Genomic DNA, 19,237 nt, shown 5'->3' with positions numbered 1-19,237 from the left:
TCAGTCGACAGTCCAGGTGTCGCGACCACGCAGCAGCGCCTGGAGTGCGGCGGTGTCGTGAGCGGTCGACTGCCGGGCCTCGGCGACCTGCGCGCGAGCCAGGTCGTCGTAGGTGGGCTTGCTGACCTTGCGGAAAATGCCCATCGGGAAGTGCGACAGGTCCTGCTCCGAGAGCCGCGACAGCGCGAAGGCGTACGAGGAGTCGGCCTGCGTGGCGTCGTGCACCACGATCTGCTCGGCCGAGACATCGGCGGTCTTGGCGACCTCCAGCCCGAAACCGGACTTGATGACGCAGTACTCCCCCTCGGCGCCGAACACGATGCGCTCGCCGTGCCGGACATTGATGATGCGGCTGTCCGCACCTTCCTTGCGCAGCAGGTCGAAGGAGCCGTCGTTGAACACCGGGCAGTCCTGCAGGATCTCCACCAGCGCCGAGCCGCGGTGCTCCATCGCACCTTGCAGGACCTCGGTGAGGCCCTTGCGGTCGGAGTCCAGGGCACGCCCGACGAAGGTCGCCTCGGCGCCGATGGCCAGCGAGATGGGGTTGAACGGGTTGTCCAGCGACCCGTACGGCGTCGACTTGGTGACCTTGCCGGTCTCCGAGGTCGGCGAGTACTGGCCTTTGGTCAGGCCGTAGATCCGGTTGTTGAACAGCAGGATGGTGATGTTGACGTTGCGTCGCAGCGTGTGGATCAGGTGGTTGCCGCCGATCGACAGCGCGTCACCGTCACCGGTGATCAGGAACACCTTCAGGTCTTCGCGGGCGGTCGCCAGCCCGGTGGCGAACGTCGGGCCACGGCCGTGGATCGAGTGCACGCCGTAGGTGTTCATGTAGTACGGGAAGCGGCTCGAGCAGCCGATCCCGCTGACGAACACCACGTTCTCCCGCCGCACCCCCAGTTCAGGCAGGAAGTTGCGGACGGAGTTGAGGATGGCGTAGTCGCCACAGCCCGGGCACCAGCGCACCTCCTGGTCGGAGGTGAAGTCCTTGGACTTCTGCGGCTCGTCGGTGGTGGGGACCCCGCTCAGCGCGGTCAGTCCCAGATCGGTTCCGACAAGCGAGCCGACAGCTTCGGTGGTGGTCATGAGTTCGCTCCTGCTGTACCCGCAATGGTGACCGCCGCGGCCCTGGCCAGCGACGCCTTCTCGTTCTCCCGGTCGGCCAGCGTGCCGGCCAGCGCGTCGTCGATGATCCCCTCGACCTCATCGGCCAGGAATGCCTGGCCGGTCACCTTGGTCACCGACTGGATATCGACCAGGTAGCGGCCGCGCAGCAGCAGCGCCAACTGCCCCAGGTTCATCTCCGGCAGCACCACCTTGGGGTAGCGCCGCAGCACCTCACCCAGGTTGGCCGGCAGCGGGTTGAGGTTGCGCAGGYGCGCCTGCGCAACCTTGACGCCGCCCCGCCGGACCCGCCGGCAGGCCTCGGCGATCGGGCCGTAGGAACTGCCCCAGCCCAGCATCAGCAGCTCGGCGTCCCCGGACGGGTCGTCGACGACCAAGTCGGGAACCTTGATGCCGTCGATCTTGGCCTGACGCAGCCGAACCATCAGATCGTGGTTGGCCGGCTCGTAGGAGATCGCCCCGGAGCCGTTGGCCTTTTCCAGGCCACCGATCCGGTGCTCCAGGCCCGGGGTGCCGGGGATGGCGAACTGCCGGGCCAGGGTCTCCGGGTCGCGCACGTACGGCGCGAAGTCCTCGCCGGCCTTGGCCAGGTTCTGGTCGATGGGCTCCATCGCGGCAATGTCCGGGATACGCCACGGCTCGGAACCGTTGGCGATCGCGCCGTCGGACAGCAGCACCACCGGGGTGCGGTAGGTCACCGCGATCCGGACCGCCTCGATGGCCGCGTCGAAGCAGTCCGACGGCGTGCACGGCGCCACAACCGCCACCGGCGACTCACCGTTGCGTCCGTAGAGCGCCTGCATCAGGTCGGCCTGCTCGGTCTTGGTGGGCAGGCCGGTGGACGGGCCGCCGCGCTGGACGTTGATCAGCAGCAGCGGCAGCTCGGTCATCACCGCCAGGCCCAGCGCCTCGGCCTTGAGCGCCAAGCCGGGACCGGACGTGCTGGTGACGCCCAGTGCGCCGCCGTACGAGGCGCCGATCGCCGCACCGATGCCGGCGATCTCGTCCTCGGCCTGGAAGGTCAGCACGTTGAAGTTCTTGTACTTCGACAGCTCGTGCAGGATGTCCGAGGCCGGGGTGATCGGGTAGGTCCCCAGCACCACCTGGGTGTCGGCCAGCTGACCGGCGACGATCACGCCGTAGGCCATCGCGGTGTTGCCCGAGATCTGGCGGTACTCGCCTGCCGGCAGCTTGGCCGGGGCGATTTCGTAGGTGGTGCCGAACGCCTCGGTGGTCTCGCCGTAGTTCCAGCCCGCCTTCAGCGCCAGGACGTTGGCGTCGGCCACGTCGGGCTTCTTGGCGAACTTCTCGCGGATGAAGCGCTCGCTGCTCTCCAGCTCCCGGCCGTACATCCAGGACAGCAGGCCCAGGGCGAACATGTTCTTGGCCCGGGCGCCGTCTTTCTTGGTCGCGCCGATGGCCTCGACCGCGCCGAGCGTCAGGGAGGTCATCGCGACCGGGACCACGACGTAGTCGGAGAGTTCTTCGGTCTCCAGCGGGTTGGTCTCGTAGCCGATCTTGGCCAGGTTGCGCTTGGTGAACTCGTCGGAGTTGACGATCACCATGCCGCCGCGCGGCAGGTCCCCGATGTTGGCTTTCAGCGCCGCCGGGTTCATCGCCACCAAGACGTCGGGGCGGTCACCGGCGGTGAGGATGTCGAAGTCGGCAATCTGAATCTGAAACGACGACACACCCGGCAGGGTGCCCTGAGGTGCGCGGATCTCGGCCGGGTAGTTCGGCTGGGTGGCCAGGTCGTTTCCGAACAGAGCCGCCTCAGAGGTGAAGCGATCGCCGGTGAGCTGCATACCGTCGCCGGAGTCACCGGCGAAACGGATGACGACCTTCTCGAGTTTTTGGCGACCGGGTGCCGACCCGACTCCATTACCACTCGGCCCCACGGCCCCGCCTTCCATCACTGTCCACCCGGGCCGTCCAGCACGGCTGGCGCACCCACAAGTTTTTCTGTCACTGGCAGTACCGATTATTGCACCGCTCTTATAGACCATACGACGCCACACCGTGTCGAAATTCGGGTTACTCAGTGTTAAATGTCGATGTCACACCACGGTTCGCGGTCAACTTGAGCCAGAAATGTGGTTTTCATCACGTTCACTCGCACGCCAACTCTAAGAGAAGTCGGGTACTGGCGAGTAACTTTGTGCGGCGACGAGCGCCGCCCCCGGATCAGGCGGTCTTGTCGCGACGCTCGCCGCGGGACGCCTTACGCGGCACGATGGTCGGCAACACGTTGTCCTGCACCGTTTCCTTGGTCACGACGACCTTGGCGACGTCGTTGCGGCTCGGGATGTCGTACATCACCGGTAGCAAGACTTCTTCCATGATCGCCCGCAGTCCGCGCGCGCCGGTGCCGCGGTGAATGGCCTGGTCCGCGATGGCCTCCAGCGCGTCCTGGCTGAACTCCAACTCCACCCCGTCCATCTCGAACAGTCGGGTGTACTGCTTGACGAGCGCGTTCTTGGGCTCGGACAGGATCTTGACCAGCGACTCCATGTCGAGGTTGGTCACCGAGGCCACCACCGGCAACCGGCCGATGAACTCGGGGATCAGACCGAACTTGATCAGGTCCTCGGGCATGACCTCGGCGAAGTGGTCGGTGGTGTCGATCTCGGCTTTGGACCGAACCTCCGCACCAAAGCCCAAGCCTCGCTTACCAACCCGGTCCGAGACGATCTTCTCCAAACCGGCGAACGCACCGGCGACGATGAACAGCACGTTGGTGGTGTCGATCTGGATGAATTCCTGGTGCGGGTGCTTGCGACCGCCCTGCGGCGGAACCGAGGCCTGCGTGCCCTCCAGGATCTTCAGCAGCGCCTGCTGCACGCCCTCGCCGGAGACGTCGCGGGTGATCGACGGGTTTTCGCTCTTGCGGGCGATCTTGTCGACCTCGTCGATGTAGACGATGCCGGTCTCGGCGCGCTTGACGTCATAGTCGGCCGCTTGAATCAGCTTGAGCAGAATGTTCTCGACGTCCTCACCCACGTAACCCGCTTCGGTCAGCGCGGTGGCGTCGGCGATCGCGAACGGCACGTTGAGCATCTTGGCCAAGGTCTGGGCCAGGTAGGTCTTGCCGCAGCCGGTGGGCCCGAGCATCAAGATGTTGGACTTGGTCAGCTCAACCGGCTCACCGGAGCGCGAGTCGCGGCTCTTCTCGCCGGCCTGGATGCGCTTGTAGTGGTTGTAGACGGCCACCGCCAGCGTCCGCTTAGCCGTGTCCTGGCCGATGACGTAGCCCTCCAGGAACTCCCGGATCTCAGCAGGCTTGGGCAGTTCATCGAGCTTCACGTCGTCGGCGTCGGCCAACTCCTCTTCGATGATCTCGTTGCACAGGTCGATGCACTCATCGCAGATGTATACGCCTGGACCTGCGATGAGCTTCTTGACCTGCTTCTGGCTCTTGCCGCAGAACGAACACTTCAGCAGGTCCCCGCCGTCTCCGATGCGCGCCATAGTGCGTTAGGACCTACTTCCTGTTCGCCGTCTGTCGTCGGGGTGCCGGTGTCTGCTCCGACGCTACCCGTTCATTCCGGTGCGAGGCGACCGATAAGGCCGAATCGCGTCGTTGGTATTCATCACGGGCTCCGTCTGCCTGCCCCACGAAGATATAGCCCGAGCGCCAGAGCCGGCGTGTGACGCGCTGGCGTGGCGTGAGCGTTTCGGGGGCGTTACCCGGCTGTGAGACGGGCGGAGCCTTTCCAGCTCTAGAGTGGCAAACGTGGGGTTCGCCGTGCCCGACGATACCGTGCTGGTCGCCGATGGGGGGCTGGCGACGGAACTGGAAGCCCGCGGGGCCGACCTGTCCGACCCACTGTGGTCTGCCCGGTTGCTCGTTGAGGCACCCCGCGACATCGCGTCCGTGCATGCGGCCTTCCTGACCGCCGGCGCACAGATCGCGACGACCGCCAGCTACCAGGCAAGCTTCGAGGGGTTTGCCGCCCGCGGGATCGATCGCCGGGCAGCCGCTGGGCTGTTGCGCCGCAGCGTGGACCTGGCCCGCCAGGCCGGCGGCGAGCGTGCGCACTGGGTTGCGGCGTCGGTCGGCCCGTACGGCGCCGCTCGCGCCGACGGCTCGGAATACCGCGGCCGGTACGGACTTTCGGTCGGCCAACTGTCTGTGTGGCACCGGCCCCGGTTCGAGATCCTGGCCGACGCCGGCGCCGATCTGCTCGCGCTGGAGACCGTGCCGGACCTCGATGAGGCAGCGGCACTGGTGGGTCTGGTCCGGGAGACGGATGTGCCGGCCTGGCTCAGTTACACGATCGATGGCGCGCAAACCCGTGGCGGACAGCCCCTTGCCGAGGCCTTCGCGGTGGCCGCCGGTGTGCCGCAGATCGTCGCGGTGGGGGTCAACTGCTGCGCCCCCGAAGACGTCCTGCCGGCGATCGATATCGCCCACCAGGTCACCGGCAAGCCGGTGATCGTGTACCCCAACAGCGGTGAGCGCTGGGACTCCGGGGAGTGGGTCGGACCGAAGCGGCTCTCGCCGGCGCTGGTGCCGCAATGGGTGGCCGCCGGAGCACGCATCGTGGGCGGTTGCTGCCGGGTCAGTCCGGCCGATATCACCGCGCTGGCGGCCGAAATACGCCGAACGTGCACTCAGCGCGAAAATCCCAACGGAAATTCGCGCTGAATGCACGCTCGGTGTTGAAGAAATAGCTAGGCGGTCTGCGCCGACAGCTTCCGGTACTCCAGCACGGTGTCGATGATCCCGTACTCCTTGGCCTCGACCGCGGTGAGGATCTTGTCGCGGTCGGTGTCCTTGCGGACCTGCTCGGCGTCCTTGCCGGTATGGCGGGCCAGGGTGGACTCCATCAGGGTCCGCATCCGCTCGATCTCGGCGGCCTGGATCTCCAGATCCGAGAACTGGCCCTGGATCACTCCGGACAGCGACGGCTGGTGGATCAGCACCCGGGCGTTGGGCAGCGCCATCCGCTTGCCGGGTGTGCCCGCCGCCAGCAGCACCGCCGCAGCCGACGCGGCCTGACCCAGGCACACGGTCTGGATGTCGGCCCGCACGTACTGCATGGTGTCGTAGATCGCCATCAGCGAGGTGAAGGAACCACCCGGGGAGTTGATGTACATGGTGATGTCGCGGTCGGGGTCCAGCGACTCGAGGACCAGCAACTGGGCCATGATGTCGTTGGCCGAGGCGTCGTCGACCTGGACACCCAGGAAGATGATCCGCTCCTCGAACAGCTTGTTGTACGGGTTCGACTCCTTGACACCCCAGCTGGAGTGCTCCACGAACGACGGCAGGATGTAGCGCGCCTGCGGTGCGATGGCTCGCAAGGTTTCGGGGTTCATGATGCGGCTCCGTTGACGTGGGCGCTGGTGATGATGTGATCGACGAAGCCGTATTCCAGGGCTTCCTGGGCGGTGAACCAGCGGTCGCGGTCGGAGTCGGCCTCGATGCGCTCGATGGACTGCCCGGTGAACTCGGCGTTGAGCCGGAACATCTCCTTCTTGATGACCGCGAACTGCTCGGCCTGGATGGCGATGTCGGCGGCGCTGCCGGTCACCCCGCCCAACGGCTGGTGCATCAGGATCCGGGCGTGCGGCAGGGCGTAACGCTTGCCCTTGGTGCCCGCCGCGAGCAGGAACTCGCCCATCGAGGCGGCCATGCCCATGGCGTAGGTGGCGACGTCACAGGGCGCCAGGACCATGGTGTCGTAGATCGCCATGCCCGCGCTGATCGAACCGCCCGGGGAGTTGATGTAGAGCGAGATGTCCTTGGTCGGATCCTCGGCGGCCAACAGCAGGATCTGGGCGCACAGCCGGTTGGCGATGTCGTCGTCCACCTGCGACCCCAGGAAGATGATGCGTTCTCGCAGTAGCCGCTCGTATACCGAGTCGACGAGATTCAGTCCGGGCTGGCTCACAGTGGGATACCTGCTTTCTCGAGATTCATATGCACCGACCCTAACCAACCGGGACGGCTCAGGGCGGTCCGAACCGGCTTAGTTCGCTTACAGCGTCACTCGTCGGATGCTGCCTCGGCCTCAACGGCCTCAACCGCGTCGTCGCCTTCCTCGGCTTCCTCGGCGGCGGCCAACGCTTCGGCGGCCGCGTCGGCGGCTTCGCCGCCCTCATCCGAGTCGGTTCCGAAGAACTCAGCGGTGTCGATCGCGTTGCCCGCGGTGTCGCTGACCTCAGCCGCACGCACCGCCGCGGCCAGCGCCATGCCGCGGCGCACGTCGGCGAAGACCGCCGGCAGCTGGTTGTTCTGCTGCAGGAACTGCACCAGCTGCTGCGGCGGGATGCCGTACTGACGTGCCATCAGCACCAGGTGCTGGGTGAGGTCGTTCTGGCCTACCTGGATCTCGAGCTTGTCGCCGAGCGCGTCGAGCAGCAGCTGGGTCTTCACCGACTTCTCGGCCTCGCTGCGTGTCTCGGCGTCGAACTCGGCGCGCGAGGAGCCCTTCTCGGCTAGCGACTCGGCGAACTTGTTCTCGTCGTGGTCAAGACCATGCAGGGCGTTGTGCAGGGCGTTGTCAATGTGCGCCTGCACCACAGCCTCGGGCAGCGGCATCTCTACCTGCTCGACCAGAGTCTCCAGCGTCACCTCGCGGACCTTCTCGGCCTGCTGGATGCGCTTGGTCCGGCTCACCTGCTCGATGAGGTTCTCGCGGAGTTCGCCGATGGTGTCGTATTCGCTGGCCAGCTGCGCGAATTCGTCGTCGGCCTCCGGCAGCTCACGCTCCTTGACCGACTGAACCGTGACGGTGACCTCAGCGTCTTTACCGGCCTGCGGGCCGGCCGCGAGCTTGGTGGTGAAGGACTTGCTCTCACCGGCCGACAGCCCCACGATGGCGTCGTCGAGGCCCTCGATGAGCTGGCCCGATCCGACCTCGTGCGACAGCCCCTCGGTGGCAGCGCCTTCAACCGTCTCGCCGTCGACGGTGGCGTCCAGGTCGATCGAGACGAAGTCGCCCTTGGCGGCCGGGCGATCGACACCGGTCAGGGTGCCGAACCGGGCGCGCAGCGAGTCGAGCTCGGCGTCGACCTCGTCATCGTTGACCTCGATGGGGTCCACGGTGATCTTGAGCTGCTCCAGGTCAGGCAGCGTGATCTCCGGACGCACGTCGACCTCGGCGGTGAAGGTGATGTTCTCACCGTCGTCGAGCTTGGTGACCTCGATGTCGGGCTGACCCAGCGGCTTGAGGTCCGAGCTCGTGACCGCCTCGGTGTAGCGACTCGGCAACGCCTCGTTGACCACCTGCTGCAACACGGCGGCACGACCGAAGCGGGCCTCGATGAGCTTGGCCGGAGCCTTGCCCGGCCGGAAGCCCGGCACCCGCACCTGCTGCGCCAACTGCTTGTAGGTCCGCTCGAAGTCCGGCTTAAGCTCGGTGAACGGCACCTCAACGTTGATGCGAACCCGGGTCGGGGTCAGCTGCTCGACGGTGCTCTTCACGGGTGTACTCCTCGATATCGTTGACATGGTCGGTCGTGCCGGTGCGGCGCGCGCTGCTGGTCGGGGTGACAGGATTTGAACCTGCGGCCTTCCGCTCCCAAAGCGGATGCGCTACCAAGCTGCGCTACACCCCGCACTGACCAGGCGATCCTACGGCCCGGCATAACGGTAATCACAATGACCTGCTGCCAACGCCCCACGAAGCCACCGCGACGGGGCAATTGGATTTCGGGTCCGCCACGCCGGTACAGTCTCGCTCTAGCTGTTCATGCGGGCGTAGCTCAATGGTAGAGCCCTAGTCTTCCAAACTAGCTACGCGGGTTCGATTCCCGTCGCCCGCTCTGCGAGAACCAGCGTGGAGTCCGTCGACCTGCGATTCGACGGACTCCCGCGGGGGTTCCCCCTCGTGACCAGCAACAGGTCAGAGGCGTATGCGAACCGGGGTCGGGGGCTGCTGTACTCCCCCGTCACGGCGGACTTATCCTTCGAAGCGAGCTACGCGGGTCCGAGCGCCCCGTCGCCCCCGCGGAAGGGGATTCTCCCTAGCAGGAAGGCACGCCATGGGCGGCACACGGCACGTCCAAATCCATGGGACGTGCTCCCCGCGCTTTGCGCAGGTGCGGTCCGAGTTCGAGCGCAACTTCACCGAGCGCGACGAACTCGGCGCGGCCGTAGCGGCCTACGTCGACGGCGAACTCGTGGTCAATCTGTGGGCCGGCTCCGCCGACGTCGAGGGCCAGCAGCCCTGGCAGGAAGACACGCTGAGCACCGTGCTGTCGGGCAGCAAGGGCCTGACCAGCACCTGCGTGCACCGGCTCGCCGATGCCGGGGAACTGGACCTGCGGGTCCCGGTGGCCCATTACTGGCCGCAGTTCGGCCAGGCCGGCAAGGGCGACATCTCCCTGGCGATGGTGCTGGCGCACCGCTCCGGGGCGATCGGGCCGCGGGAACCGATGCACTGGCGCGACGTCACCGACTGGGATCTGGTCTGCGAGCGCCTTGCCGCCGCCGAACCGTGGTGGCGTCCCGGGACCGCGCAGGGCTACCACATGACCAGCTACGGCTTCATCATCGGCGAGGTCGTCCGGCGGGTGACCGGATTGACGGTGAGCCAGTACCTGCGCACCGAGGTCGCCGGACCGCTGGGCGCCGAGGTGCACATCGGCGTGCCTGCCGAGCAGCAGGCCTACCGATGTGCCGACCCGGTGGGCAAGCCGACGATCCGGGAGATGCTGTCTTCGGCCGGCGCGCCGAAACGGCCGACGTCATTGGACGACCACCCCAAGGCCGGACTGGCGGTCGCGATGGGCTTCGCCCCCGACGACGAGATCGCCACCAACGACCTGACGCTGTGGCGCCAGTTGGAGTTCCCCGGCACCAACGCCCAGGTCTCCGCCCTGGGCATGGCCACGTTCTACAACGGCCTGGTGCAGGAGAAGGTGCTCAGCCGGGCCGCCATGGACCGCCTGCGGGTACTGCAGGGCGGCACCGAAACCGACCTGGTGCTCGGGCCCCGAGTGGCCGAGCACGGCTGGGGCATGGGCTACATGCTCAACGCCCAGGGGGTCAACGGGCCCAACCGGCGGATCTTCGGTCACGGTGGCCTCGGCGGGTCGTTCGCGTTCGCCGATCTGGAGCACCGGATCGGCTACGGCTACGTGATGAACCGGTTCGACCACACCCAGGCCAATGCCGACCCTCGCAGCGTGGTGTTGTCCAACGAGATCTACCGGGCACTCGGGGTGGCGCTTCGGCCCCGGCGCGAGACGGTGTACGACGACTGAGCTACCGCCCGCGGCCGCAGCTCAGCGGGGGCCGGATCCCGGCTGACCGGGGTTACCCGGGTGGTCGTAGCCGCCGGGTTGTTGGGGTCCGCCCGGCCCCTGTGGTCCCTGGGAACCTTGCCGGTTCTGGGGTGCTTGGGGATGCGGCTCTTGCGGCCCGTCTTGATCGATACCACCGGGCCCACCCTGATCGTCGCGGAAGTCGCGACTGTGGTCATTGCCGTCGCGATCACGGTGGTGATCGTCGTGGCATTCGTTCTTCTCCCAGTTCATGCCCCACGCTGGATCCCAGGCCTGGCCGGGACACCAGTGGTAGACCGGCGCCGGCGCCGGCAGCGCGCGAGCGTGGGCAGCGACGCCGAGTCCGATCAGCCCCGTGCCTGCAGCGATGGCAAACGTGGCAGCGGAGATTCTGCTGAGCCATTCCATACGATCGGTTATAGCCACGCCACCTACCGCCAAAACACCCAAAACGCCTGCAAATCATGGGCTTTCGCGGGCAGTTAGCTGGCCGACCCGGAGATCAGGACTGGCACGATGGACACCAGAACACATTGCGGCCCTCAAGTTCAGCGGTCCGCACGGCAGTCCCGCACACCCGGCACGGGTCGCCGGCGCGGCGGTAGACGTAGGTGCGAGGCTTGCCGGCCGCGTACGCCGGTGCGCCGTGGTCATCCTCGGGCCGGACGACGACGATGCTGCCGCGACGCAGCCCGACCTTCATCAGCGCCACCAAGTCGGCCCAGATCTCGGCGTAGTCCGCTTCGCCGATCTGCACACCGGGCCGGTAGGGGTCGATCCGGTGCCGGAACAGCACCTCGCTGCGGTAGACGTTGCCGACCCCGGCCAGCACCGACTGGTCCATCAGCAACGCAGCAATAGTCTTGCGGGACTTGGTAATTCGCTTGAAAGCAAGCGACGGATCGGCGTCACCGCGCAGCGGGTCGGGTCCCAGCCGCGCGATCACGTCGGCGACTTGGGCCTCGTCGACCACCTCGCATGCGGCCGGACCACGCAGATCGGTGCCGTAATCGGCGCCCACCATCCGCATCCGCACCTGGCCGACCGGTTCGGGCAGGCCGCCTTCAGAAAGGTCGAACTCGGTGAAGTGGCCGTAGATCCCCAGGTGCACATGCACGATCGGCCCGCGCCCGTAGTGGTGGAACAGGTGCTTGCCCCACGCCTCGGCACGCAGCAGGGGCTGCCCGTCGACTACGGCGGCGCCGGATTCGAAGCGACCCTGCGGGCTGGACACCGCGACCGGCGCCCCGGCGAAGCGGCGCTGATGGAGCCGGGCCAGCCGGTGCAGGATGTGCCCCTCCGGCATGTCAGACCAGTCTGTGCCGACGTCAGGCGGGCGCGCCGGGCACCGGTGGTGCCTCGTGGGTGCGCTCGTAGGCAGCCAGGATGTCGATGCGCCGCTGGTGGCGTTCGGCCTCCGACCACGGGGTGCTCAAGAACGCGTCGACGATGGCGAGCGCTTCAGCGGTGGTGTGCATCCGGCCGCCGATGCCGATCAGCTGGGCGTTGTTGTGTTCCCGGGCCAGCTGCGCGGTTTCGGTGCTCCAGGCCAGGGCACACCGCGCCCCCGGCACCTTGTTGGCGGCGATCTGTTCGCCGTTGCCAGACCCGCCGATCACGATGCCGAGGCTCTCGGGGTCGGCCACCGTGCGGGCCGCCGCCGCGATGCAGAACGCTGGGTAGTCGTCCTCGGCGTCGTAGCTGAAGGCCCCGCAGTCGACCGGCTCATGACCGGCCTTCTTCAGGTGCTCGACGATCGTTTCTTTGAGTTCGTAGCCGGCGTGGTCGCAGCCGAGGTAGACGCGCATGGCGTCATTGTCTCAGACCCGGTCTGCTCCCCCGCCAGCCGTCAGTCGAACTCCGGTGCCTCGCCGCGGGTGCGCTTGAGCTCCCAGAAGTGCGGGTAGGACGCGAAGGTCACCGACGCGTCCCACAGCTCGCCCGCCTGCTCGCCGCGGGGAATGCGGGACAGCACCGGCCCGAAGAACGCCACTCCGTTGACGTGGATGGTCGGAGTCCCGACGTCCTTGCCGACGGCGTCCATCCCGGCGTGATGGCTCGCGCGCAGCGCCTCGTCGTAGGCGTCGCTGGTGGCGGCGTCGGCCAGCTCGGCCGGCAGGCCCACCTCGGCCAGCGCACCGGCGATGACGTCCGGGAAGTCCTTGTTGTTCTGATTGTGGATCCGGGTTCCCAGCGCGGTGTACAGCGGCCGCAGGATCTCGTTACCGCGCAACTGCTCCGCGGCGATCGCCACCCGCACCGGGCCCCACGCGTGCTTGAGGCCCTCACGGTACTGCTCGGGAAGGTCGTCGCGCCCCTCGTTGAGGACGGCCAAACTCATCACGTGGAAGCTGACGTCGATGTCGCGGACCTTCTCGACCTCCAGGATCCACCGGGAGGTGATCCAGCACCACGGGCACAACGGGTCGAACCAGAGCTCGGCGTGCGATCTTTGAGCGGGCATGGCAGGGTCCTCTCGATTACGGACGGTCACTGTCGAAACACAACCATGCCGGGCGGACTGATGTTCCCATTCGGCGGACCGCGCCTGGCCGCGAATCCCTGGTGGCGCGGGTCGAAATACCAGGGAAATCCCTTATAGCGCCCCTTGTAGCCGGCGGCTTAGCGTCACAGGTGACCAGCTCAGCGACGGAGGCAAGCGATGAAAATCACTCGAACCCTGCCGATAGTGTGCGCCGCATTCGGTGCAGCCGGACTGTTCCTGACCGCGAGCGCTCAGGCCGATCCGGGACCCGACGGCACCTATCGTGTCGCATGGCCCACCGAAAACCGTTTCGACACCTGGACGTTCACCTCCACCTGCGCCACGGAGGGCTGCACTGCGACCCGCAACGACGGCGCCGTGTTCACCTTGACCAACGGCAGGTGGGTTCATCCCAGCAGCGGTCACGGAGCCTGCGGCGACGCGGTTCGCAGCGAGTACTCCATTGACGCAGGATTCAACCTGGGCACGATGAAGGTGTTCTGGGAAGGCCAATGCGGCAACCACGACGTGGACACCTACCCGTTCGCTCTGACCCGCGCCTGACCGCTGCTCGATGCCGCAGAGCGCCACGGGGACAACTATGCCCACCGCGCGTTTACAGGCTCAGGGCCAGCAGCACGACCGCAACCGCCGGGAACGCACCCTGAATGACGGCGGCGCGGGCCTTGTCGGGCGACGACGCCACCAGAACCAGCGCCGCGGCCAGCATGGACCCCACGCCGGCGAAGATCAGCGCATGCCCAACGGTGATGTGGTCCAACGAGAACGCGGCGATGCCGACCACCGTGACGATGGCCAGGAACAGGTTGTAGAAACCTTGGTTGAAGGCCAGCGTCTTGGTGGTTTCGGCTTCGGCGACGGTGGTGCCGAAGAGGGCCCGAGTGCGCGGTGAGGTCCAACTCAGCGACTCGAGCGCGAAGATGTAGACGTGCAACACCGCGGCCAGCGCGGCGAAGGTCAGACTGGCCATGTGCATGGCCTCATTAAACTCGGTCCGGAGCCCGCCCGCACGGTCCTGCGGCTACTGTTGGCGGGCGTGGCACTTCCTAACCTCACCCGCGACCAAGCCGCCGAACGGGCCGCTTCGGTCACCGTCGTCAACTACCGGATCGCCCTGGACCTGACCGATGGCAGCGGCAACCCGGGCGAGCGCACATTCCGCTCCACCACCGTCGTCACCTTCGACGCGCTGGCCGGCAGCGACACCGTCATCGACATCGCCGCCGAGACGATCCACAGCGCCACCCTCAACGGCCACCCGCTCGATGTCTCGGCCTACGACGAGTCGGTCGGCATCGCGCTGAGCGGCCTGGCCAAGCACAACACCGTCGAGATCGACGCGCAGTGCTACTACTCCAACACCGGGGAGGGCCTGCATCGCTTCGTCGACCCGGTCGACGACGAGGTGTACCTGTACTCGCAGTTCGAAACCGCCGACGCCAAGCGGATGTTCGCCTGCTTCGACCAGCCCGACCTCAAGGCCAGCTTCGACATCACCGTCACCGCGCCGTCGCACTGGCAGGTGATCTCCAACGGCGCCACGAGTTCCGTGCGCGACGGCGTGCACACCTTCAAGACCACACCCAAGATGAGTACCTATCTGGTTGCGCTGATCGCCGGGCCCTATGCGCGTTGGGACGACGTCTATCGCGACGAGCACGGCGAGATTCCGCTGGGCCTATTCTGCCGGGCATCGCTGGCCCAGCACATGGACGCCGAGCGGCTCTTCACCGAGACCAAGCAAGGATTCGGCTTCTACCACAACAACTTCGGCGTGCCCTATGCCTTCGGCAAGTACGACCAGCTGTTCGTGCCGGAGTTCAACGCCGGCGCCATGGAGAACGCCGGAGCGGTGACGTTCCTGGAGGACTACGTCTTTCGCAGCAAGGTGACCCGGGCGTCTTATGAGCGGCGCGCCGAGACCGTGCTGCACGAGATGGCACACATGTGGTTCGGCGACCTGGTCACCATGCGCTGGTGGGACGACCTGTGGCTTAACGAGTCATTCGCGACGTTCGCCTCGGTGCTGTGCCAAAGCGAGGCAACCGAATACACCAGCGCCTGGACCACCTTCGCGAACGCGGAGAAGTCCTGGGCTTATCGCCAAGACCAGCTGCCGTCGACGCACCCGATAGCCGCCGACATCCCTGACCTGGCCGCCGTGGAGGTCAACTTCGACGGGATCACCTACGCCAAAGGCGCTTCGGTGCTCAAGCAGTTGGTGGCCTATGTCGGTCTGGAGCACTTCCTGGCGGGCCTGCGCGACTACTTCGCCGCGCACGCCTTCGACAACGCCACCTTTGACGACCTGCTCGCGGCGCTGGAGAAGGCATCCGGCCGGGATCTGTCCGACTGGGGCCGGCAGTGGCTGAAGACCACCGGACTGAACACCCTGCGGGCGGACTTCGATACTGAAGACAATGGCGGCGGAACCGTTTTCACCCGATTCGCGGTGACGCAGGGCGGCGCTGCCCCGGGTGCCGGTGAGACGCGGGTGCACCGGTTGGCCATCGGCATCTACGACGACGACCCGGCCGGTTCCGGCCGGTTGGTGCGGGTGCACCGCGAGGAGCTGGACATCGAGGGGCCCAGCACGGAAGTGCCCGGCTTGGTCGGAGTTTCGCGCGGCAAGCTGATCCTGGTCAATGACGACGACCTGACCTACTGCGCGCTGCGGCTGGACCCGGAGTCACTGGCCGCCGCGACGGAGCGCATCGCCGATATCGCCGAGCCGTTGCCGCGGACCCTGGTGTGGTCGGCGGCCTGGGAGATGACGCGCGAGGCTGAGATGCGCGCCCGGGACTTCGTGGCACTGGTGCAGCGCGGCATCGGCGCCGAGACCGAGGTCGGCGTCGCTTCGCGGCTGCTGCTGCAGGCGCAGACCGCGCTGGGGTTCTACGCCGAGCCGGGCTGGGCCGCAGAGCAGGGTTGGCCGGCTTTCGCCGACCGGCTGCTGGAGCTGGCCCGCGAGGCCGATCCCGGCTCCGATCACCAGCTGGCGTATCTCAACGCGCTGTGCACCTCGGTGCTCGCCGAACGGCACATCACGGTGCTGGCCGCGCTGCTGGACGCCGACCCGGCCGTCCAGGGGCTGGCCGGGTTGGCCGTCGACACCGACCTGCGCTGGCGGATCGTGGTGGCGCTGGCCCGCGGCGGTGCGCTGGACGCTGCGGCGATCGACGCGGAGATCCGGCGCGACCCCACCGCGGCCGGCCAACGCCAAGGCGCTCAGGCGTCGGCGGCCCGACCGCAGCCCGCCGTCAAGGAAGCGGCCTGGCAGCAGGTGATCGAGGACGACACGTTGGCCAACATCACCGGTCGCGCGATCATCGGCGGGATCGTGCAGCCCGGCCAGGGTGAGCTGTTGGCGCCGTTCACCGCGCGCTACTTTCAGGCGATCTCCGGGGTGTGGGAGCGGCGTTCCAGCGAGGTGGCGCAGACCGTGGTGATCGGCCTGTACCCCGGGTGGGATGTCAGCCAGGCCGGGTTGGACGCCGCCGACGCGTTCCTGGCCGACCCTTCGGTCCCGCCGGCGCTGCGGCGGTTGGTCACCGAGGGCCGGGCCGGGGTGGAGCGGTCGCTGCGGGCGCGCACCTTTGATACCGCTTGATCAGCGGTATCCTCCGTCGCTGAGTCCGGCGTCCTTCTCGAAACTGTTGACACCGCCGAAGATTCGCGCCCTCGCCTCCTCGGCGAGGTAACGCGCGGGCAACCGCACCGGTCCCAGCGCAGCCCACTGCTGGGCGTGGATCTCCTCGTGGTGGAGCAGCGCGTCCAGGCTCGGTCCACCAGGGCCGAGCCGCCCTGATTCGACGATCTCGCGCAGCCGCCCGGCGGGATCGAAGACTTGCTCGGTGTTGACCAGGAACAGATCACCCCACATGGTGCCACCGCGGTGGCTGAACGAACCGTGAATGCGGTTGCCGCCCACCACCATCAGCACGCCGTTGGGGGTGGCGGCCACGCAGCCGCCGGTGTTGCAGATGCCTCGGACCACCGCATAGCTCCAGCGGTTCGCCCGCTGACGGTCAATGATCCGCCGCAGCTCGGCGGCACCGTACGGCGTCTCGGAAAAGTCACTGCGCGCACCGCCCCGGCCGTAACCGGTGCCCGCATTGAGCAGGTAGGTCAGCAGCACCGCGCGCCGCACGGCATCGCCGCCGGCTGTCCGGGGAATGATAAAGAAGCTCTTACCATCCGGGTCGGTGATCTGCTCCATCACGTCCAGAGCCCGGAAGCTGTCCCGCGTAAGGCCCTGCTCGCGCACGATTTCGGTCACCGCCCGCGGTCCGACAGCGCGCCGGTCGAGGTTCGCCAGCCACGCCCGGTGCGCTGGAGAGGGTGCAGCCAGAGCCTGGGCGGAAACGACCTCCGGTCCTGCGTGTGGACCGGGGAGGTTCACGCTTGCGACCAAGGGATCGTCCGGTGGTACAGCCAGCGACTAGGCCGGCGAGACGCCGGCGCTGATCACCTGCACCGCGCTGACCAGACCGTCGATCAGGTTGCCGTCGCGGAACGCCGCAGCCGCCGCGGCCACACCCTGCGGTGCGGCAACCGGGGCGATCCGGCCGGCCACGCCCGCGCCGTAGACCACCTCGATGGCCTTCTGGTCCGGCGAGACCGCGATCAAGACGGCGTCGTTGGGGGTGGGCACCTTCGCCAAGATCTCGCGGGCCCGCGCGGCGGTGTCAGCACCCAGGTCGCCGATGTAGGTGGCGAACCGGGACTGGGTGGCGCGCGACGCGTAGGTCAGGGCGTCATCGAGAGCCACCAGTTCCTTGACCGGGAACGGGTAGTGCAACGACGCCTCGCCGGGTTCGGTAACCCCGGAAACCCGGCCGCTGTTGGTGACCACAAAGCCGTACGGCAGGTCAGCCGGATCGATCGTTACGACTTCACCAGTTGCCACTGGCTCCACCCCCCACGCTGAACTCGGAATTGCCGTGGCCGTGTCCACCAACGGCCTCGTCGGTCGCCGCCCAGAGGATCGGCGGGTGTGTCCACCGCTCCGACATCTGATAGATGGCCGCGCGCGGCCCCTTCTGCGTCAGGGTCCGGGCGGCCAGCAGCGCGAACATTGCCGCCGGGATGCCAATGAAGATGCCGAGGGTTTCCAACATGCTCACGCCGTAGACGGTATCCCACCGCTCATCCAGCGGTGCGGGAACCCGGCCCGACGGTGCGCCGCGCCGGGGCGGACACCCGAACGTCGGCCCGCCGGGACTGGCTAGCACCTGCTGAACGGGCACCGATTATGGTGGCGCCATACCCTGCCGCAGACGTTGCTCGAGGTCCAGGGGCTGCGCCGTCGTTCCGGAAAGGCGATAGTCATGGTTCTTGCTGCCGCGGTCCAATTGGAGGCGGTACTCGGCGACGTTCCGGCCAACCTCGCCGCCTGTGAACGGCTGGCCGACGAGGCGGGCCGCGCCGGCGCCAGAATCATCGCCCTGCCGGAGTTCTTCACCACCGGTATCGGATTCGAGCCGGCGCTGGCTTCGGCGGCCTTACCGCCCGGCGGCGCGGCCACCGAACTGCTCACCGCGCTGGCTCGCCGGCACCGCGCGCTGGTCGGTGGGTCCTTCCTGTGTCGCGATACCGACGGCCACGTCCGCAACGCCTATCTGCTCGCAGGTCCCGACGGCGGTTCAGCGCGGCCCGACGAAGGAGAGCCGAAGCTGGGACCGCCGCATGGACCCGGCGGTTCAGCGCGGCCCGACGAAGGAGAGCCGAAGCTGGGACCGCCGCTTGGACCCGGCGTGGTGGGCCGCCACGACAAGGACCTGCCCACCATGTGGGAGAACGCGTTCTACACCACCGGCGACGACGACGGGGTGATCGCGGCAGGCGAATACACGGTCGGGGCGGCGGTGTGCTGGGAGTTGATGCGCACTCAGACGGTGCGCCGGCTGCGCGGCCGGGTGGACCTGGTGATGACCGGCTCGGGCTGGTGGTCGATTCCGCGCTGGTCGCCCCACGCCCTGTTCGACCGTCTCGAACGCACCAACGCCGGCACCGCGCGCCAGGCTGCGGCGTCGTTCGCCCAGTACGTCGGCGCACCGGTGGTGCATGCCGCCCACGCCGGGGCATTGACCTGCGCGATGCCGTGGCTGCCGCTTCGCTACCACGGCCATTTCGAAGGCGCCACGCTGATCGCCGACGCCGACGGCACTGTCATCGCCGAACGGCGCGCCGATCAAGGCGAAGGGATCGTCCTCGCAGAGATCACGCCCGGTCGGCGGCCGGCTCGACTCGCGCCGCCCGCCGGCTTCTGGCTGCACCGCCGCGGGACGCTGCCCACCGCGGTGTGGCACTACCAACGCTGGCACGGGCGACGCTGGTACCGGCACAACGTCGCACAGAACGTCTGAG

At 67.5% G+C, this 19,237-nt stretch carries 18 protein-coding genes, 2 tRNA genes and 1 pseudogene; 6 read left to right on the top strand and 15 right to left on the bottom strand.

The genetic code is table 11. The annotated features are described in order from the left end of the window. The 3 genes from EJK91_RS05525 to clpX all read right to left on the bottom strand — a co-directional run bounded on the left by EJK91_RS05525 (nt 1) and on the right by clpX (nt 4,593). Nucleotides 1–1,086, bottom strand: coding sequence for a 2-oxoacid:ferredoxin oxidoreductase subunit beta (locus EJK91_RS05525; RefSeq protein WP_024440783.1), 1,086 nt, complete (start codon nt 1,084–1,086; stop codon nt 1–3). Then, complete coding sequence (locus EJK91_RS05520; RefSeq protein WP_125078457.1) at nt 1,083–3,023, bottom strand: 2-oxoacid:acceptor oxidoreductase subunit alpha; 1,941 nt, start codon at nt 3,021–3,023, stop codon at nt 1,083–1,085. Before EJK91_RS05520 ends, EJK91_RS05525 begins: the two co-directional genes overlap by 4 nt. A 286-nt stretch (nt 3,024–3,309) precedes the next feature. Continuing rightward, a complete protein-coding gene (gene clpX, locus EJK91_RS05515) occupies nt 3,310–4,593 on the bottom strand; it encodes an ATP-dependent Clp protease ATP-binding subunit ClpX (protein WP_024440785.1) in 1,284 nt (427 codons plus the stop codon). Nucleotides 4,594–4,849: 256 nt separating this feature from the next. On the opposite strand from clpX, the gene mmuM reads away from it, so the two are divergent. Beyond that, the gene (gene mmuM, locus EJK91_RS05510; protein WP_125078440.1) at nt 4,850–5,773 is read left to right on the top strand and encodes a homocysteine S-methyltransferase; all 924 of its coding nucleotides are present in this window, start codon (nt 4,850–4,852) and stop codon (nt 5,771–5,773) included. Between the two features lie 26 nt (nt 5,774–5,799). On the opposite strand, the gene clpP2 is transcribed toward mmuM, so the two are convergent. The 4 genes from clpP2 to EJK91_RS05490 form a co-directional block, all read right to left on the bottom strand. Then, nucleotides 5,800–6,447 carry an ATP-dependent CLP protease proteolytic subunit ClpP2 gene (gene clpP2 / locus EJK91_RS05505; RefSeq protein ID WP_024440787.1) on the bottom strand — a complete coding sequence of 216 codons (648 nt, stop codon included), beginning with the start codon at nt 6,445–6,447 and terminating at the stop codon, nt 5,800–5,802. Further along, nucleotides 6,444–7,022 carry an ATP-dependent Clp protease proteolytic subunit gene (locus EJK91_RS05500; protein WP_024440788.1) on the bottom strand — a complete coding sequence of 193 codons (579 nt, stop codon included), beginning with the start codon at nt 7,020–7,022 and terminating at the stop codon, nt 6,444–6,446. The genes clpP2 and EJK91_RS05500 overlap by 4 nt, the downstream gene beginning before the upstream one ends. Before the next feature lie 95 nt (nt 7,023–7,117). Further along, nucleotides 7,118–8,557, bottom strand: a complete 1,440-nt coding sequence (tig, locus tag EJK91_RS05495; RefSeq protein ID WP_024440789.1) for a trigger factor — start codon at nt 8,555–8,557, stop codon at nt 7,118–7,120. 57 nt (nt 8,558–8,614) lie between these two features. Beyond that, nucleotides 8,615–8,691, bottom strand: a tRNA-Pro gene (locus EJK91_RS05490). 136 nt (nt 8,692–8,827) lie between these two features. Between EJK91_RS05490 and EJK91_RS05485 the strand changes: the two genes are divergently transcribed. Beyond that, a tRNA-Gly gene (locus tag EJK91_RS05485) sits at nt 8,828–8,898 on the top strand. Nucleotides 8,899–9,117: 219 nt separating this feature from the next. Next, a complete protein-coding gene (locus EJK91_RS05480; protein ID WP_125078439.1) occupies nt 9,118–10,341 on the top strand; it encodes a serine hydrolase domain-containing protein in 1,224 nt (407 codons plus the stop codon). 141 nt (nt 10,342–10,482) lie between these two features. On the opposite strand, the pseudogene EJK91_RS22290 reads toward EJK91_RS05480, so the two are convergent. The 4 genes and pseudogenes from EJK91_RS22290 to EJK91_RS05460 all read right to left on the bottom strand — a co-directional run. Continuing rightward, a pseudogene (locus EJK91_RS22290) lies at nt 10,483–10,770 on the bottom strand (hypothetical protein); the annotation flags it as partial. A 94-nt stretch (nt 10,771–10,864) separates the two neighbouring features. Then, complete coding sequence (locus EJK91_RS05470) at nt 10,865–11,668, bottom strand: Fpg/Nei family DNA glycosylase (RefSeq protein ID WP_125078437.1); 804 nt, start codon at nt 11,666–11,668, stop codon at nt 10,865–10,867. Between the two features lie 22 nt (nt 11,669–11,690). After that, on the bottom strand, nt 11,691–12,170 hold the full coding sequence (locus EJK91_RS05465; RefSeq protein ID WP_024440792.1) for a ribose-5-phosphate isomerase: 480 nt from the start codon (nt 12,168–12,170) through the stop codon (nt 11,691–11,693). A gap of 41 nt (nt 12,171–12,211) precedes the next feature. Then, nucleotides 12,212–12,826: a DsbA family oxidoreductase gene (locus tag EJK91_RS05460; RefSeq protein WP_125078436.1), complete on the bottom strand. Its 615-nt coding sequence runs from the start codon at nt 12,824–12,826 to the stop codon at nt 12,212–12,214. Nucleotides 12,827–13,024: 198 nt separating this feature from the next. Between EJK91_RS05460 and EJK91_RS05455 the strand changes: the two genes are divergently transcribed. After that, nucleotides 13,025–13,411 carry a hypothetical protein gene (locus EJK91_RS05455; RefSeq protein WP_125078435.1) on the top strand — a complete coding sequence of 129 codons (387 nt, stop codon included), beginning with the start codon at nt 13,025–13,027 and terminating at the stop codon, nt 13,409–13,411. 52 nt (nt 13,412–13,463) lie between these two features. Here EJK91_RS05455 and EJK91_RS05450 read toward each other — a convergent pair whose 3' ends face one another. Then, nucleotides 13,464–13,844 (bottom strand): DUF1304 domain-containing protein, encoded by a 381-nt coding sequence (locus EJK91_RS05450; protein WP_125078434.1) that lies wholly within the window; start codon nt 13,842–13,844, stop codon nt 13,464–13,466. Nucleotides 13,845–13,904: 60 nt separating this feature from the next. On the opposite strand from EJK91_RS05450, the gene pepN reads away from it, so the two are divergent. Continuing rightward, nucleotides 13,905–16,478 (top strand): aminopeptidase N, encoded by a 2,574-nt coding sequence (gene pepN, locus EJK91_RS05445; protein WP_024440795.1) that lies wholly within the window; start codon nt 13,905–13,907, stop codon nt 16,476–16,478. Here pepN and EJK91_RS05440 read toward each other — a convergent pair whose 3' ends face one another. The 3 genes from EJK91_RS05440 to ctaJ all read right to left on the bottom strand — a co-directional run bounded on the left by EJK91_RS05440 (nt 16,479) and on the right by ctaJ (nt 17,988). Continuing rightward, nucleotides 16,479–17,147: a hypothetical protein gene (locus EJK91_RS05440; protein WP_241178629.1), complete on the bottom strand. Its 669-nt coding sequence runs from the start codon at nt 17,145–17,147 to the stop codon at nt 16,479–16,481. A gap of 162 nt (nt 17,148–17,309) precedes the next feature. Then, nucleotides 17,310–17,777 carry a DUF5130 domain-containing protein gene (locus tag EJK91_RS05435; protein WP_024440797.1) on the bottom strand — a complete coding sequence of 156 codons (468 nt, stop codon included), beginning with the start codon at nt 17,775–17,777 and terminating at the stop codon, nt 17,310–17,312. Beyond that, a complete protein-coding gene (gene ctaJ, locus EJK91_RS05430; RefSeq protein WP_192830915.1) occupies nt 17,764–17,988 on the bottom strand; it encodes an aa3-type cytochrome oxidase subunit CtaJ in 225 nt (74 codons plus the stop codon). Before ctaJ ends, EJK91_RS05435 begins: the two co-directional genes overlap by 14 nt. 210 nt (nt 17,989–18,198) lie before the next feature. Here ctaJ and EJK91_RS05425 point away from each other — a divergent pair, with 210 nt between their 5' ends. After that, nucleotides 18,199–19,236 (top strand): carbon-nitrogen hydrolase family protein, encoded by a 1,038-nt coding sequence (locus EJK91_RS05425; protein WP_125078433.1) that lies wholly within the window; start codon nt 18,199–18,201, stop codon nt 19,234–19,236. The last annotated feature ends 1 nt before the right edge of the window (nt 19,237 follow it).

It is taken from the genome of Mycobacterium sp. P7213 (assembly GCF_900604305.1).
GTDB lineage: Bacteria > Actinomycetota > Actinomycetes > Mycobacteriales > Mycobacteriaceae > Mycobacterium.
Note: the sequence above shows the minus strand (reverse complement) of the source record. Positions and strands in the feature narration are given on the sequence as shown.